Annotated in this window: 12 protein-coding genes; 7 read left to right on the top strand and 5 right to left on the bottom strand. The window is 46.6% G+C overall.

Going from position 1 to position 14,985, the window contains the following annotated elements:
- Positions 1–37 precede the first annotated feature (37 nt).
- Positions 38–1,741, bottom strand: a complete 1,704-nt coding sequence (locus A4R26_RS10170) for a ribulokinase (RefSeq protein WP_081163676.1) — start codon at positions 1,739–1,741, stop codon at positions 38–40.
- A 637-nt stretch (positions 1,742–2,378) separates the two neighbouring features.
- Here A4R26_RS10170 and A4R26_RS10165 point away from each other — a divergent pair.
- The 3 genes from A4R26_RS10165 to A4R26_RS10155 all read left to right on the top strand — a co-directional run bounded on the left by A4R26_RS10165 (position 2,379) and on the right by A4R26_RS10155 (position 6,633).
- Entirely contained in the window at positions 2,379–3,380 is a 1,002-nt protein-coding gene (locus A4R26_RS10165) for a sensor histidine kinase (RefSeq protein WP_081163675.1), read from the top strand.
- Entirely contained in the window at positions 3,373–4,089 is a 717-nt protein-coding gene (locus A4R26_RS10160) for a LytR/AlgR family response regulator transcription factor (protein ID WP_081163674.1), read from the top strand. The genes A4R26_RS10165 and A4R26_RS10160 overlap by 8 nt, the downstream gene beginning before the upstream one ends.
- A 135-nt stretch (positions 4,090–4,224) precedes the next feature.
- Positions 4,225–6,633: a TonB-dependent receptor gene (locus tag A4R26_RS10155; RefSeq protein WP_081163673.1), complete on the top strand. Its 2,409-nt coding sequence runs from the start codon at positions 4,225–4,227 to the stop codon at positions 6,631–6,633.
- Positions 6,634–7,051: 418 nt separating this feature from the next.
- On the opposite strand, the gene A4R26_RS10150 is transcribed toward A4R26_RS10155, so the two are convergent.
- The 4 genes from A4R26_RS10150 to A4R26_RS34865 form a co-directional block, all read right to left on the bottom strand.
- A complete protein-coding gene (locus tag A4R26_RS10150; RefSeq protein ID WP_081163672.1) occupies positions 7,052–8,359 on the bottom strand; it encodes a sugar MFS transporter in 1,308 nt (435 codons plus the stop codon).
- Between the two features lie 2 nt (positions 8,360–8,361).
- Entirely contained in the window at positions 8,362–9,420 is a 1,059-nt protein-coding gene (locus A4R26_RS10145; protein WP_081163671.1) for a phosphotransferase enzyme family protein, read from the bottom strand.
- Between the two features lie 226 nt (positions 9,421–9,646).
- A complete protein-coding gene (locus A4R26_RS10140; protein ID WP_081163670.1) occupies positions 9,647–9,934 on the bottom strand; it encodes a hypothetical protein in 288 nt (95 codons plus the stop codon).
- Positions 9,916–10,086, bottom strand: coding sequence for a hypothetical protein (locus A4R26_RS34865; RefSeq protein ID WP_165760221.1), 171 nt, complete (start codon positions 10,084–10,086; stop codon positions 9,916–9,918). Before A4R26_RS34865 ends, A4R26_RS10140 begins: the two co-directional genes overlap by 19 nt.
- Before the next feature lie 683 nt (positions 10,087–10,769).
- Here A4R26_RS34865 and A4R26_RS10135 point away from each other — a divergent pair.
- The 4 genes from A4R26_RS10135 (at position 10,770) to A4R26_RS10120 (ending at position 14,872) form a co-directional block, all read left to right on the top strand.
- Positions 10,770–11,213, top strand: coding sequence for a MaoC family dehydratase (locus A4R26_RS10135; protein WP_081163669.1), 444 nt, complete (start codon positions 10,770–10,772; stop codon positions 11,211–11,213).
- Between the two features lie 6 nt (positions 11,214–11,219).
- The gene (locus A4R26_RS10130) at positions 11,220–12,386 is read left to right on the top strand and encodes an ABC transporter substrate-binding protein (RefSeq protein ID WP_081163668.1); all 1,167 of its coding nucleotides are present in this window, start codon (positions 11,220–11,222) and stop codon (positions 12,384–12,386) included.
- A complete protein-coding gene (locus A4R26_RS10125) occupies positions 12,383–13,531 on the top strand; it encodes a CaiB/BaiF CoA transferase family protein (RefSeq protein WP_081163667.1) in 1,149 nt (382 codons plus the stop codon). The genes A4R26_RS10130 and A4R26_RS10125 overlap by 4 nt, the downstream gene beginning before the upstream one ends.
- A gap of 168 nt (positions 13,532–13,699) precedes the next feature.
- Positions 13,700–14,872 carry a CaiB/BaiF CoA transferase family protein gene (locus A4R26_RS10120; protein ID WP_081163666.1) on the top strand — a complete coding sequence of 391 codons (1,173 nt, stop codon included), beginning with the start codon at positions 13,700–13,702 and terminating at the stop codon, positions 14,870–14,872.
- Positions 14,873–14,985 lie beyond the last annotated feature (113 nt).

Here is a 14,985-nt window from a genome sequence, read left to right as displayed (position 1 = left end):
TCCGGGTAACCGGGACCTGGTAACTGGCAACAGGCTATTAATTTGACAATGCCGATTCTTTAGATTTTACTTTCACCGTATTCTCTACGAATCCACCCAGGTTATGATATTTTTTATAACGCGCCTGGTAAAGGGCCACTTTCGATTTGTCGGGATAGTAAGTGGCGTCGAAGCCCTGGCCCATGGCATTCATGGCATCTTCCACTTTATTGTAGATGCCGGCAGCGGTAGCGGCAAACATAGCGGCGCCAAGGGCGCAGGTTTGTTCTGACTTATGAATGCGGATTGGCATGTTCATAACGTCGGCCATCATTTGCATAATGAACGGCGATTTTTTTGCCACGCCGCCGAGGCCGATCAATCCTTTTACCGGAACGCCTTCATCATTGAAGCGGTCTACAATGGCTTTGGCGCCAAAACAGGTAGCTTCTACAATTGCCCTGAAGATCCGGGGGGCATCGCTGCCAAGGTTCAGGCCAGTGATGGCGCCTTTCAACTCCTGGCTGGCGTCGGGTGTTCGGCGGCCATTGAACCAGTCAACCGCCAGTTCGCTGTGCTCATCGATCACGATCGATGCAGCCTGTTTGCTGAGTTCAGGGATCAGTTTGTCGGCTGTTTCCTGAATAAGCGCTTTGGCTGTTTCGGAATTAACGAGAGATGATTGTCCCAGTACATGTTGCAAAGGCCAGGTAAGCACCTGTTTGAACCAGGCATAGGCATCGCCAAATGCACTTTGTCCGGCTTCCAGTCCCATCATGCCGGGGATCACAGAGCCGGGCACCTGTCCGCAAATACCTTTTACCAGTTTGCCTTCAACTTCGTTCAGCGGAGCCACCAGCATATCGCAGGTAGAAGTTCCCATTACCTTACTGAGGTGGTAGGGTTCAATTTGTCCGCCAACCGCGCCCATATGGGCGTCAAAAGCGCCAACTCCGATAATTACGTCGGTAGAAAGGCCCAGTTTTTCGGCCCATTCTTTACTAAGGGTGCCGGCAGCCTGGTCGGCTGTATATGTTTTTGTGAAAAGCCGTTTGGTAAATCCGGTCAACAACGGATCAAGATCGGTAAAGAATTGTTCAGGGGGCAAACCGCCGAATTCCGCAGCCCACAGGGCTTTGTGACCGGCAGCGCATACGCCGCGTTTCATGGCAGAAACAGCTTTACCGCCTGTAAGTACGAAGGGGATCCAGTCGCAATGTTCAACCCATGAATGACAGGCCCCGCGTACCTCGCTGTCTTCACGCAAAATGTGTAACAGCTTGGCCCAGAACCATTCTGAAGAATAAATGCCCCCTACATATTGCAGGTAGTTGACGTCATACTTCTCAGCATGGGCGTTTATTTCAGCCGCTTCGGGAACAGACGTATGGTCTTTCCAAAGCACGAACATGGCATTGGGATTCTTTTCAAAACGAGGCAACAGGGCGAGGGGAGTACCGGTTTCGTCTACTGCTACCGGTGTAGATCCGGTAGTGTCAATTGAAATGGCCCTGATATTGGCCGTTACTGAAGGGCCCGCCTGCACCAGGCAACGGGTAATGGTTTGTTCCAGGCCTTCCAGGTAGTCGAGCGGATGCTGTCTGAACTGGTTAACGCCGGGATCGCAATACAAACCGTCTTTCCAGCGGGGATAATAAAATACTGCAGAAGCTACTTCCTGCCCATTGGCAGCGTTGGCGATGATCGACCGCACTGAATCTGTGCCATAGTCAACACCTATTACATAATTTTCTTTTTTCATATCGACAACTAAAACAAGTAAGTTTTTTTATGAAGACCCGATTGGGACGATGACCGCAGATCTGATACAAAGATACAGCCTGAACCGCCCATACATCCTGTTTCGTGTCAAAATAACATTTAAACTATGAATCCACAAAAATTACTTCTGCTGCCGGTTGCAGCATATCAGGGTAAACCCGTAAATGGCGGTAGGGGAAGCTAACGATTTTAGCGGCACCGGTAAGTTGGGCGTTTATAAGGGGCGGGCAAAGGTAAGGGGGAAGGCATGGAAAAAGGCTAAAAGATGAGATAAATCATTAAAAGTGAGTTGACAAGCCGGTTGTTCAGTTATTCAGTTATTCAGTTTTTAAGTTGTAAGTTCATCAGCTGGAGTCGTCAATCGGTTTTTGAGAGCAGTGGGTACGGTTGCCTTGCAAATGGAGGAGCCCCGGGCTGATGAACTTTCGGAACATTGGAATTTAATCAGTCGTCCCGTATAAAGGAACTAAAAACTAAGAACTCAGAACTGAATAACTCTACCTTGGGAAAGGAGTGTATCTGCTAAAAAGGATGTTTTATCGCCGGAAAAAGCCCGGTTATCATTCACGTCTGTCTGGTAATGTTAAAAAAATTACATTCGTGCTTTCAATTGAAATATGTCTCGGAGAAAACTGGTTTACATATTACTGCATGTATTATTTACCACATTGATCATACTGGTTCCCATCTTTGTTATGCCGCTCAAAGATGCGAAAACGCCCAATTACCTGCAATGGCATACCATCATATTCACCGCATTGCAAACCGCCGGTTTCTATTTTAGCGCCTATGTATTGTATCCCCGGTTATTGTTGAAAAAGCGGTTAGCGGCTTACATCCTGGCTATCCTGGGCACAGGCTTTTTGTTTTCGCTCATCACCGGTTGTTTCATGGTGGTGGCAGGGGAACTGCCTTTGTATGCGATCTTTGCAGGTATTGTGGTTAAGATCTTTATCGGGTTGTTTGTAATGGGAACCGCTACCAGTTACCGGTTTATCATCGATGTAATGCAAAACGACCGGCTGCAAAAAGAAACCCTTACCATGGAGCTTTCTTTTTTGCGCTCACAGGTGAGCCCGCACTTCATGTTCAATGCGCTCAACAGCATGGTGTCGCTGGCGCGGAAAAAATCTGACCTGCTCGAGCCTGCCCTGTTAAAGATGTCGAACCTGATGCATTATATGCTGTATGATTCAGATGACGAAAAAGTGAGTCTGAACAAGGAGGTAGAATACATTCGTAGTTATATCGATCTGCAAACGATGCGTTTTGGCGATTCGGTGAAGATCCTGTTCATGGTGCAGCCCGGAAATTATTCTCATATCATTGAACCAATGTTACTGATACCACTGATCGAAAATGCGTTTAAGCATGGGGTAAATGTGGCCGATGAACCGGAGATCAATATAGAGCTGGCAGTAGCGGAAAAGGAGGTGTCGTTAACGGTTTCCAATAAAACCATTCCCTATAAGGCCCAGGTGGCCGATAAAACAAAAGGCATTGGCTTAACCAATCTTGAACGGCGGTTAAAAATATTGTATCCGGGTAAACACCAGTTGGCGGCCCAAAGGAAAGACAACTGGTTTCATGCCTGTCTTAAAATCGTAACGCATGATTAAATGCCTGGCTGTCGATGATGAAGCCTTATCGCTCGATCTGCTGGAAGATAACATCAAACGCATTCCCTTCCTGCACCTGGTGCAGCGTTGCAGGAACGCGTACGAGGCCATGGATGTATTGCGCCGCGAACAGATCGATCTTATCTTTCTCGATATCCAAATGCCGGGTGTTACCGGCACCCAGTTCCTGCAGTCGTTAACCTATAAACCGGTTGTGATCTTTATCACGGCGTTCAAAAAATATGCATTGGAAGGCTTTGAGCTCGATGTACTCGATTACCTGGTAAAGCCGGTTACCTTCGAACGTTTTCTGCGGGCCGTGAACAAGGCGGCTGACTTCTGTACTCTCAAGAAACAGGGCCTCCCTTCAGCGGCTGTACAGCCTACCAATGATTATTTCTTTGTAAATGTCGAATACAGCCTCGTAAAAATAGCAGTACAGGAGATCACGCATATGGAATCTATTAGGGATTATATGAAGATCTATCTGCTCAAAAACGACAAACCCGTCATTACCAAACTGGCCATGAAATCCCTGGCCGATAAACTGCCTCCGACCCGTTTTGTGCGCGTGCACAAATCCTTTATGGTTTCCATTGACAAGATCACGTTCATTCGTAAGAACCGGGTTTACATCGGTGAACATGTTATACCCGTAAGTGATTTTTATAAGGAAGAGTTGCATAGGGCGATCAGTCATAAATTATAGTCAACCAGTTAACTCGTCAACTCAAGTCATCTACACAAATGGCTGTGATGTCGAAGTATTACCTTTAGTCGCCTATTACGCTTTTTGTATCAGTCCTGTGAATGCATTTTTGCGGCATAAAGAAACCACCAACATATGCTATTTACAGGTTCTTCCCACTTTAACAAACCAATTGGGTTATACATCGCCTGGCTCATGATCGGTTCATTCAACGCCTTCGGCGTACAGGCGCAACAAATTTCACAAACCGTAAAAGGTACCATCATTGACAAAGCCTCCGAAAAACCGCTGGCCGGTGTTAGTGTAACGGTTGCCGGGCTGTCGATGGGTGTCACCACCGATGCTGCCGGTAACTATACGCTGGAGAATGTGCCGGTTGGCCGCCAGCGCATTTCGTTCTCTTCCATTGGTTATAAACCGGTTTCCATTCCTGAAGTGCTGGTAACCATCGGCAAGCAGGTAATACTGGATGTATCGCTCGAAGAATCGATCCGTACCCTCAATGAAGTAAGTGTTACGGCGCCAAAAGCGAGAAAGGGAATGGCCCTGAACGAATTTGCGGGCAGCAGCGCCCGGTCGTTCAGTATGGATGAAGTAACCAGGTATGCAGGCGGACGAAACGACCCGGCCCGGCTGGCCAGCAGTTTCGCCGGCGTATCATCTACCAACGATTCGCGCAACGATATCGTTGTACGGGGTAATTCTCCCACGGCGGTATTATGGCGTATGGAAGGCGTGCCCATTCCCAATCCCAATCACTTTTCAACGCTTGGTACCACCGGCGGTCCGGTAAGTGCGCTAAACACCAATGCATTGAAGAACTCCGATTTTTATACCGGCGCTTTCCCTGCCGAATATGGCAATGCCAGTGGCGCGGTGTTCGATCTTTCCTTACGTTCAGGTAATAAAGATAAGGTGGAGAAGACCCTGCAGCTGAATATGTTTAGTGGCCTTGAAGCAATGATAGAAGGGCCGCTGAGCAAAAAGAAGAACGGTTCCTCGTTCCTGATAGGTTACCGGTATTCCTTTGCCCAACTGGGTCAGCAAATTGGGTTGCAATTTGGTACCGATGCCGTTCCCAGGTACCAGGACCTGATTTTCAATATCAATTTCGCCAATTCAAAGCTCGGTAAGTTCGGCATTTTTGGTATGGGCGGTATCAGCAATATAGATTTCATCGGCGCCGATCTCGACTCTGCCGATATGTTCGCCGAAACGGATGAGGATACGTATTTCAAATCACGTATAGGTGTTGTTGGTATAAAACATACTATCGATGTAGGCCGCAATTCCTACATCCGTTCAGTGCTGTCGTATTCGTATACCAGTAACCAGGGCGATGGCTATAAATATTACGATTCATTACCCGAACGTGAGTACGTTACCAGCCAGAAAACGGAAAATACTGGCCTGCGGTTTTCAACCTATATCAATTCAAAATTAAATGCCCGGTTTACTGTGCGGGGTGGATTTTTAGCAGAGCAGAATGGGCTCGATACGTACCTCGAAACCCGCGAGAGCCGCCCCGGCTGGCAGATCATGCGCGATTATGACGGCAGTTCATGGCTGCTGCAGCCTTATGTACAGGGTAAATACCGTTTTACCGGGAAATTATCGCTCAATGCAGGCGTACATGGCATGTTCTACACCTTCAACGATGCATCGGCCGTTGAGCCGCGGGCATCATTGAGCTATGCACCCGACAATACAAAGACCATTACATTGAGTTATGGCTTGCATAGCCAGTTACAGCCTGCCCCTGTGTACCTGTACCAGGAAAAAATGCCGAATGGTGTATTTGATCAAAGCAACCGCGACCTGGGTTTTACCAAAGCACACCATTACATTCTCGGGTACGACTGGGCGTTTGCCAAAGACTGGCGACTGAAAGCCGAAGCCTATTATCAACGCATATTCGATGCGCCGGTTGAGAAGATTTTAAGCGGGTTCTCTATCCTGAACAGCGGCGCCGATTTCACTTTTCCTGAAAAAGCCGGATTGGTTAATAATGGCACCGGTTCAAACCAGGGCGTGGAGTTGACAATAGAAAAGTTTTTCAGCAAAGGATATTACCTTCTTACTACCGCTTCATTGTTCAATTCAAAATATAAGGGCAGCGATGGTATAGAACGCAATTCCACTTTCAATAATCGCAACGTTTTGAATATGCTGGCCGGTAAAGAATTTAAAATGGGCAACAGCGGCCGCAACGTATTTACGGTAGATATCAAAATGACCTACTCCGGCGGCCGGTATTATACGCCGGTTGACCTGGCAGCCTCTGAACTTGCCAGGCGCGAGCAGCTAGATGAACGCTTTTACAACGCAGAGCAGTTTCCCGATTATTTCCGCCTCGATACCCGGTTTGGTTTTCGCCTTAACAGCAGCAAACGCCGCTTATCGCAAACCATTTACCTCGATCTGCAGAACGTGACCAACCGCGATAATGTGTTCGTTCAACGGTATAGCGAAGTGCAAAAACGGGTGGGAACCGTTTACCAGGTAGGGTTCTTTCCCGATATAATGTATAAGGTCCAATGGTAGGGAGACGCTGAACACTGAACGCAGTCTCTGTCTGCCGGCCGATAATGCACAACAAGACCTGCAAATAATAAGTATATGTTTTTAAATCTTCTGGCTTACATCCTCCTCGATCTTTTTGATGTATTCGGTATTTTGGAATGGGTGGATGATTATCTGATATCTATTGACCCTTATTACCGGGATACATATGATTAGGCCGGAAATGAAAAGGCTTTGTTAACCAGTTAACCCCCAACTTCATCGGGGTTAACTGGTCAACTTTCTATGAATTTTTTGAATTGTAAGGATCATAAAAATCAAAATGCCCCTGATAACATCGGGGCATTTTTGATTTGACTATTATCTTATTTTTCTGAGCGTTTATCTTCGACCGGCCTTATGGCTTTGTATTTCATAATCACATTAGCAAATTATCACATTAGCTAATTTTCCTGTGCCCTTTTATTGCATAATACAGGATGTACAAATAGCAGGGCAGCATGCAAATAAAGAAGGCCTGGTGATTGGGAATGTTCAGCCCGTCTTCTTTTTTAAGCGATGCATAGATCAAAGGAACGACAGCGCCGCCGGCAATACCCATTACCAGCAGGGCCGAACCGGTTTTTGTAAATTTGCCCAGCTTGTCGATGGCCAGCGGCCAGATGGCAGGCCACATCAGCGAATTGGCCAGTCCCAGCAAAGCGATAAAGGAGATTGCCGTGTATCCTTCTGTGAAATAAACCGCAATGGAAAATACAATACCCAGGATGGCCGAGGCTTTCAAAGCGGTTTGTTGTGAAAGATATTTAGGTATGGTGAATATGCCCACCACGTATCCTACCAGCATAGCGGCAAGTGTGAACGATGTAAAGTTTTTTGTTTCGCTAAGCGGCATGCCCATCGATTTGCCATAAATGCCAATGGCGTCACCGGCCATTACTTCAACTCCCACATATAAAAAGATGCACAGCGCGCCCAATAACAGGTGCGGGAATTGAAAGATGCTGGTTTTGCTGTTCGCGGTACCCGATAAAGCGGTTGTTTCTTTTTCTTCTTCAATACGCGGCTCGGGCAATGGCGATTTATATAAGGCAAACGCCAGTATGGCCAGCACCACAGCGAGAATAATATAAGGCGGGATCACTTTGGCCGACAGTTCATTCAGTAACTGTTCTTTCTCTGCAATATTTTTAGTGGTATTTACTTTTTCTTCCAGCTCTCTGGCATTGCTCAGCAATACGGCGCTTAAGATCAATGGGCTTATAATGCCGGCCACTTTATTGCAAATGCCCATGATGCTGATGCGTTTTGCAGCGCTTTCAATGGGCCCAATGATACTGATGTATGGGTTGGAAGCTGTTTGCAGTAACGCCAGCCCGGTTCCCTGTATAAACAAACCGGTTAAGAACAATCCGAAACTTCTTTGTTGCGCGGCCGGAATAAAGATGAGTGAACCGATTGCCATAACCAGTAAACCCAACGACATTCCCGTTTTAAAACCGGTGCGTTTCAGGATCACCGAAGAAGGTATGGCAAGAAAAAAATAGGCCATGTAAAAGGCGGTGGTCACCAGGAAGGCCTGTACATCGCTTTCCAGCTGGCAAACCAGTTGCAGGAACTGGATCAGGCTTCCGTTCAGCCAGGTAATAAAACCAAAAATAAAGAACAAAAAGCCGATGATGAAAATGGCTGTTGTGTTGGTTTTCTGTGCTGGAATAAGATCGTCCAGCATGTTAGCAGTAGTCATGTTTAAATTGTTGAAATGATTTGATTGAACGATCGCTCTTTCTCATTATACTGTTGTAACAAAATAGCCTGGTTTTGGGCGCGTATCAGGTTATGCCCATCGTAGCGGGCGCCGTAATATACGTCGTCATTTAAATGATCGGTCAAAAAACGCAAAGCCTGCATATAGATCATAAACTGGCCGGCGTACACAAAATGTTGTTTTTCTACCGGGGTCAGTTCATTGCTCAGTTCGCCAAGATATCCCTGCGCAATGGCGGTGAAGAATGCTTCGCGCACCTGTATTTGCAAAAAGTCTTTTTCTTCCTCGCTAACCGGCGATAGGTAGGTACGCATCATATCGCCTACATCGCTGATAAAATAACCCGGCATAACCGTGTCGAGGTCGATAACGCAAAGGCCTTTCTTTTGCGGGTCGAAAAGCACATTGCTGATCTTTGTGTCATGGTGAATGACGCGCACCCTGAACCCGGGGTCTTTTTTGACCTGCTCATAGGTTTCAACCAGGTGGCGTTGCTGCTGTAAATAGTCAATGAGTACTGAGGCGTCCCGGATCCGTAATTTGTTGCCGTTGGCCAATGCACCGGTGAACTGCCGGTAACGCAATGAAAGATCGTGAAATTGTGGTATGGTGATCTTTAGCAGGCTGGTATCAAAACCACTCAACAGGCGGGTAAAGCGGGCAAACTGCCGCGCTGCTTCAAATGCCTGTTCCGGGCTATGCACCATATCGACCGAATGCGAACGGGCAATGAAGGGGAATAGCCGGAAATACCGTTTTTTGTCATCCACGTATAAATAAGTGCCGTTACTATCGGGCAGCGCGCCGGCAAAAAGGTAATTGGGACTATGTTTTTGCAAATAGGCGCCAAGATTGCCGATGTTAAGGGCAATATCTTCAGGCTGTTTAAAAACAGCGGTATTTATCTGCTGCAGAATATAGCGGGGCTGCCCGTCGTCGGTGCTGATCTTCCAGGTATGGTTGATCAGTCCGCTCCCAAAAGGTTGTACAGTATATTGGGCAGGAGTAAGGCCAAAATGGGTTAAAATATTATTGAACATGTATCATCGGTTGAATCTTGAACAGGCAAGCCGCATCGTGCTCAAACTTACAGCGTTGGCGCCAAAAATCAACACGCAAACGGTTGTGCCATTTTAATACAGCTTAAAGCTAAAGGCCTGAAGCCGAAAGCGAATACAGGGGTTTTCGCTATTCCGTCTTTGGCTTTTGCTTTCTGCTTTTAGCATTGGGCTTTCAGCTGTATTTTGCTTGTGTGGAAGAAAAATATTACCAATGTATCAGTTTGGAAGGAATGAATTCGCAAATAACCAATTCGGTTGCTGATTCAATAAAAACTATTGTGTTTTTCTTTTTATAAGGTGTGCATTTGTAGCCTAAACTTTCACATTCGGGCTCCCTGCAAATGGGATGGGATTTTTTATTGTCTGCAAGGTTTAGGAAATGATCATAAACCTTGTCAACAAACTTATCGGCAGTTGCAATTAACCCCTTGGATTCAATATACCACGCAATGTCAGCTACCGATTGTTTTACTACTACTTTTCTGCGGCCCATTTCCTGATCAGTTTTTTACTATGGGCACGTGCTTCCTCAATAGCTAATACTTTTTCAGGTTTTGTTTTCAGGGCTGCTTTCTTTTGCAAAGCCTGATAATCTTTCTCCGGAACCAACACATATTTCTTCTTATCTGTCACAATTTCTGTCATAATTGCCTGTTTATAAGCTAAATTTAATAAAAAATCCCATACTTCTGTACCGGCTGGCCTTCTTCCCCTCGCTGCCTCTATGCCTCGTTGCCTCGTTGCCTTTTCTTGCCTGCATTTTAGTAATATATGAAGGGCCTGTAACTTAAATCCCTTTACCCTGTTACATGAGGCATATTATTATTTAGTAAAATATTCCATCATTTCAGTTAAACTAGACATTGACGCCCCTGGCTAAAATGTGTAGCTTTCCACTTTAAAGCGTTCAGTGTTGGTTATTTAGCAAAAGCAGCAAGGACGAGGCGTGCCACGTTGAGCCTGCATTGTTTTTATATCTATAAACGACGACAAAGGCCAGTTAACAATTACCTGAAGCTCTCAAAAGCGACTGTCTCAACTGACGTGGCACGTCTTTCCATCAACTCCGAATGTATTAAAAAAGATAGTTCTTGACAGGCTTTCAATGTAAACTGGTTAAAAACCGCAGCCTGGCAAATGGTTACGATTGAAAATAGTTGCGCGTATGAAAAAAATGTATTCATTTTCTTCATCTGTCCCGCCAACCGGCGGGAGCTTACCAGCCGATTCATTCTGCCTGAACTATATAATTATACTGGCTTAAAGGCCGTTATCATTTTCAATTAAGTTAACCAACCAACAATTTTCAGATAATTTTTACATCCTGTATGGGTATTACTAAATATTTTGAAGAATTTGAACTGAATGAGAAAAGGTCAACCGGCGGACGTACAGTTACCGAAACCGATATCGTTATTCATGCTGGCCAGTCAGGCGACTTCTTCCCGCATCATATGGATGAGGAATGGTGCAAGACCCAACCATTCAAAAAACGCATTGCCCACGGCACCCTCATTTTTACTATAGCTGTAGGCCTGACAGCCCATGTCATTAACGAAGTGGCCATGACCTACGGATATGATCGCCTGCGTTTCATTAAACCTGTTTTCATTGGCGATACCATCAGGGCCACTGTCACTATTTCAAATATTAAAGAACATAAAAAGCCGGGATTTGGCCTGGTTACCGAACTGGTAGAAGTGTTTAATCAGCATGGAGAAGTAGTGATGATCTGTGAACACGTATTGTTGGTACATAAAAAAGAAAGCTAGGAGTATATGTCTGAAATTGTTTTAAATGGAATTACCTGGGGACACAGCAGAGGCATTACGCCCCTGCTGGCAGCCGCACAACGCTATTCAGAACTGAACCCAAAGGTTACCATTAATTGGAAGAAAAGAACCTTACAGGAGTTTGCCGATTTCCCGCTCGAAAAACTGGTGAATGATTACGATCTGCTGATCATCGACCATCCCTGGGTGGGTTGCGCCGCTGCTACAAACAGCGTATTGCCGTTAGATGAATATTTACCCGCCGCCTACCTGCAAAATCAATCAGGTAATTCGGTAGGCGAATCGCATATAAGCTATTTTTACGACAATCACCAGTGGGCGCTGGCCATCGATGCGGCAACGCCTGCGGCAAGTTACCGGGCTGATCTGTTTCAGCAGAACGGGGCCAAAGTGCCCGATACCTGGGAAGAACTGATCGAACTGGCAAAAAAAGGAAAAGTTGCCATTCCTTCCATTCCCATCGATAGCCTCATGAACTTTTATATGTTCTGCCTGGCGCTGGGCGAAGAACCCTTCCAAAGCAAAGAACAGGTAGTAAGTAAAGAAATTGGGGTACAGGCCTTGCAGACTATGCGCGACCTGTATTCGTTAATAGATAAGAAATTGTTCTCGTGCAATCCGATCGCCGTGGCCGAGCTCATGAGCAGCACCAACGATTACTGGTATTGCCCGTTTGCATATTGTTATTCAAACTATCCCCGCACCGGGTATGCGAAATACCCGCTTACTTATGCCAACCTGGTTCATTTTGGCAAAAAGCGGTTACGCAGCACCATTGGCGGAACGGGTTTGGCGGTTTCGTCGTTTACGAAACATAAAAAAGAAGCGGTTGATTTTACCGCCTGGGTTTGCAGTGAAGAATGCCAGAGCACTTTTTATGTACAACATGGCGGGCAGCCGGGGCACCTCGCGGCGTGGACGAACAACATGGCCAATTTGCTTACCAACAGTTTTTTTCATACGGTATTACCGGTAATGAAAAGCGGTTACATGCGTCCACGTTATAATGGGTACCTTCATTTTCAGGACCATGCCGGCGACCCGGTTCAACAATATTTATTACAGGGCGGAAATCCTGCATCGGTATTAAAAGAAATAGATCGTATTTATCATCATAGCCTTAAAGGCGAAAAAATGAGCTTGTCAATATGAGTCGATTGCCTTTACAGGGATTGCTTGTGCTGGAATTCAGTCAGTATTTATCTGGCCCGTCTGCCGGGTTGCGCCTGGCCGATCTCGGGGCCCGTGTCATTAAGGTAGAACGCCCCGGCACAGGTGACGCCGGCCGCCGTTTATCGATCAAAGACCTGTGGACCGACGACAGCTCCATGTTGTTTCATACCATCAACCGCAATAAAGAAAGTTATACTGCCGATCTCAAGCATCCCGATGACCTGGCGCTGGTAAAAAAACTGATCGAAAAAGCAGATGTGCTTACGCATAATTTCCGGCCCGGAGTTATGGAAAAGGTAGGGCTGGGGTATTCCGAAGTAATAAAGATCAATCCCCGTATTATATATGGTGCGGTAAGCGGTTATGGCAAAGAAGGCCCCTGGAAGAATCGGCCTGGCCAGGACCTGCTGCTGCAGTCGATGAGCGGACTGGCTTACACCACAGGTAACGCCAAAGACAATCCCATGCCATTTGGTTTGGCCATTGCCGATAACCTGTGCGGTTCGCAGCTGGTACAGGGTATTTTGAGTGCATTGATAAGAAGACAAAAGACCGGCGCCGGCGCATTGATAGAAGTGAGCCTGCTCGAGTCGCTGCTCGATTTTCAGTTTGAATTATTGACCACCTATCATAGCAGCGGAAAATTGCCCAAACGCAGCAAAGTGAATAACGGGCATCCGTTATTACATGCGCCGTATGGTATTTATTCCACAGCCGACGGTCACATTGCCATTGCAATGGTCGACATAAAGCAACTGGCAAAAGCTATCGGTTGTAATGAGCTGATGGCCTACGATCAAAAAGTTGCTTTCAGTTTGCGCGATGAAATAAAGTCGGTGCTGGCCAAACACCTGTTAACACAGCAATCGGCATACTGGTTACAGAAGCTGCATGCCAAAGACCTGTGGGCCATGGAAGTGCTCGATTGGGAACGGCTTACAAAACTGGAAGCGTACAAGGTTTTGCAAATGGAGCAAACGATCACAACTTCAAAGGGAAAAGAAGTTACCACAACCCGGTGCCCTATACGCATCAACGGGGAGCGGATCTTCTCGCCAAAACCTGCGCCGCAGTTGGGAGAACATACGGAGGCAATAAAGAAAGAACTGATTGGAAAGTTGTGAATCTACGGGAAGGTGTGCCACGTTTTCCTGGTAACGTCGAAAGAAAGGTGTGCCACGTTTTCCCGGTAGCGTCGAAAGCAAACGTGGCACACCTTAAGTTACACTGATCGGTATTCAGGGACCGGCAACCGGCAACTGACTCATTGTTCACAAATCTTTTAACAGAGAATGAAACCCTTACAAGATATTATCGTAGTTGATTTCAGCCAGTTTTTATCTGGCCCTTCTGCCGGTTTGCGTCTGGCCGATATGGGCGCGCAGGTAATAAAGATAGAGCGTACAGGTGTAGGCGATATCTGCCGCCAGTTGTATGTATCGAACGTGATGATAGAAGGGGAGTCAACTATTTTTCATGCCATCAACCGCAACAAGCAAAGCTATGCTGCCGACCTGAAAAATGAGGAAGACCTCGAAAAGGTAAAACAGATCATTGCCCGCGCAGATGTGCTCATGCACAATTTCCGGCCTGGCGTAATGGAAAGGCTGGGGCTCGGCTATGAAACCGTAAAATCGATCAATCCGCAGATCATATATGCCGAAGTAAGCGGGTATGGCAATGAAGGCCCGTGGAAAGACCTGCCCGGCCAGGACCTGTTGTTGCAGGCCGTATCGGGGTTGACCTGGTTAAGCAGCAACCGCAGCGATAATCCAACGCCCATGGGTGTGGCCGTGGTAGATATTCTGGCCGGAACCCATATTGCGCAGGGTATTCTCGCAGCATTGTTCCAACGCACCATAACCAATGAAGGCAGCCTGGTACAGGTAAGCATGCTCGAATCGATCCTCGATTTTCAGTTTGAAGTGCTCACCTGTTTTTATAACGATGGCCGCGAACTTCCCGTGCGCAGTGAGATCAATAATGGTCACGCATATTTATCGGCCCCGTATGGCATTTACAAAACCGCCGATGGGTACCTGGCGCTGGCCATGGGAAACATAACCCAGCTGGCAACCCTGTTGCAATGCGATGCATTGCAGCAATTCACGAATACGGCAGAATGGTTTGTGAAGCGTGATGAAATAAAGACAATTCTGGCCAGTCATTTACTGGGCCGCAATACCGACGCCTGGCTGGCTGTGCTGGAACCGGCGGATATCTGGTGTGCAAAGGTGTTGGATTACGATACCCTGGTACAGGAGAACGGTTACCAGATGCTAAACATGGAACTGAAAGTAAAGACCAGCAATGGGTTGTCAATAACCACCACAAGGTGCCCGATTAGGATAGATGGCGAAATATATACGTCGAACATCGGGGCGCCATTGCTGGGTGAACATAACGAACAAATAGAAGAGCAGTTTGGACTAAAAAAACAGCCGATATCGGATTATGAAGTGTAAACAGGTGTGGTGAGCCACATTTCCCGGCAGCGTCGAAAAGAAATGTGGCACAGCTCGACTGGCGGGGAATGGTGAAAATTGTTTATTTGAAATTTTTACCATGTAACTTGCGG

Source organism: Niastella populi (assembly GCF_002078015.1).
Classification (GTDB): Bacteria; Bacteroidota; Bacteroidia; order Chitinophagales; family Chitinophagaceae; genus Niastella; species Niastella populi.
The sequence above is the reverse complement of the archived record's forward strand: the minus strand, read 5'-3'. Positions and strand labels throughout refer to the sequence as shown.

Coding starts and splice junctions, on each gene's coding strand:
- A4R26_RS34865 (WP_165760221.1), bottom strand. CDS start 10,086: ATGACAGAAATTGTGACAGATAAGAAGAAATATGTGTTGGTTCCGGAG.
- A4R26_RS10150 (WP_081163672.1), bottom strand. CDS start 8,359: ATGACTACTGCTAACATGCTGGACGATCTTATTCCAGCACAGAAAACC.
- A4R26_RS10130 (WP_081163668.1), top strand. CDS start 11,220: ATGTCTGAAATTGTTTTAAATGGAATTACCTGGGGACACAGCAGAGGC.
- A4R26_RS10140 (WP_081163670.1), bottom strand. CDS start 9,934: ATGGGCCGCAGAAAAGTAGTAGTAAAACAATCGGTAGCTGACATTGCG.
- A4R26_RS10145 (WP_081163671.1), bottom strand. CDS start 9,420: ATGTTCAATAATATTTTAACCCATTTTGGCCTTACTCCTGCCCAATAT.
- A4R26_RS10160 (WP_081163674.1), top strand. CDS start 3,373: ATGATTAAATGCCTGGCTGTCGATGATGAAGCCTTATCGCTCGATCTG.
- A4R26_RS10135 (WP_081163669.1), top strand. CDS start 10,770: ATGGGTATTACTAAATATTTTGAAGAATTTGAACTGAATGAGAAAAGG.
- A4R26_RS10165 (WP_081163675.1), top strand. CDS start 2,379: ATGTCTCGGAGAAAACTGGTTTACATATTACTGCATGTATTATTTACC.
- A4R26_RS10170 (WP_081163676.1), bottom strand. CDS start 1,741: ATGAAAAAAGAAAATTATGTAATAGGTGTTGACTATGGCACAGATTCA.
- A4R26_RS10120 (WP_081163666.1), top strand. CDS start 13,700: ATGAAACCCTTACAAGATATTATCGTAGTTGATTTCAGCCAGTTTTTA.
- A4R26_RS10125 (WP_081163667.1), top strand. CDS start 12,383: ATGAGTCGATTGCCTTTACAGGGATTGCTTGTGCTGGAATTCAGTCAG.
- A4R26_RS10155 (WP_081163673.1), top strand. CDS start 4,225: ATGCTATTTACAGGTTCTTCCCACTTTAACAAACCAATTGGGTTATAC.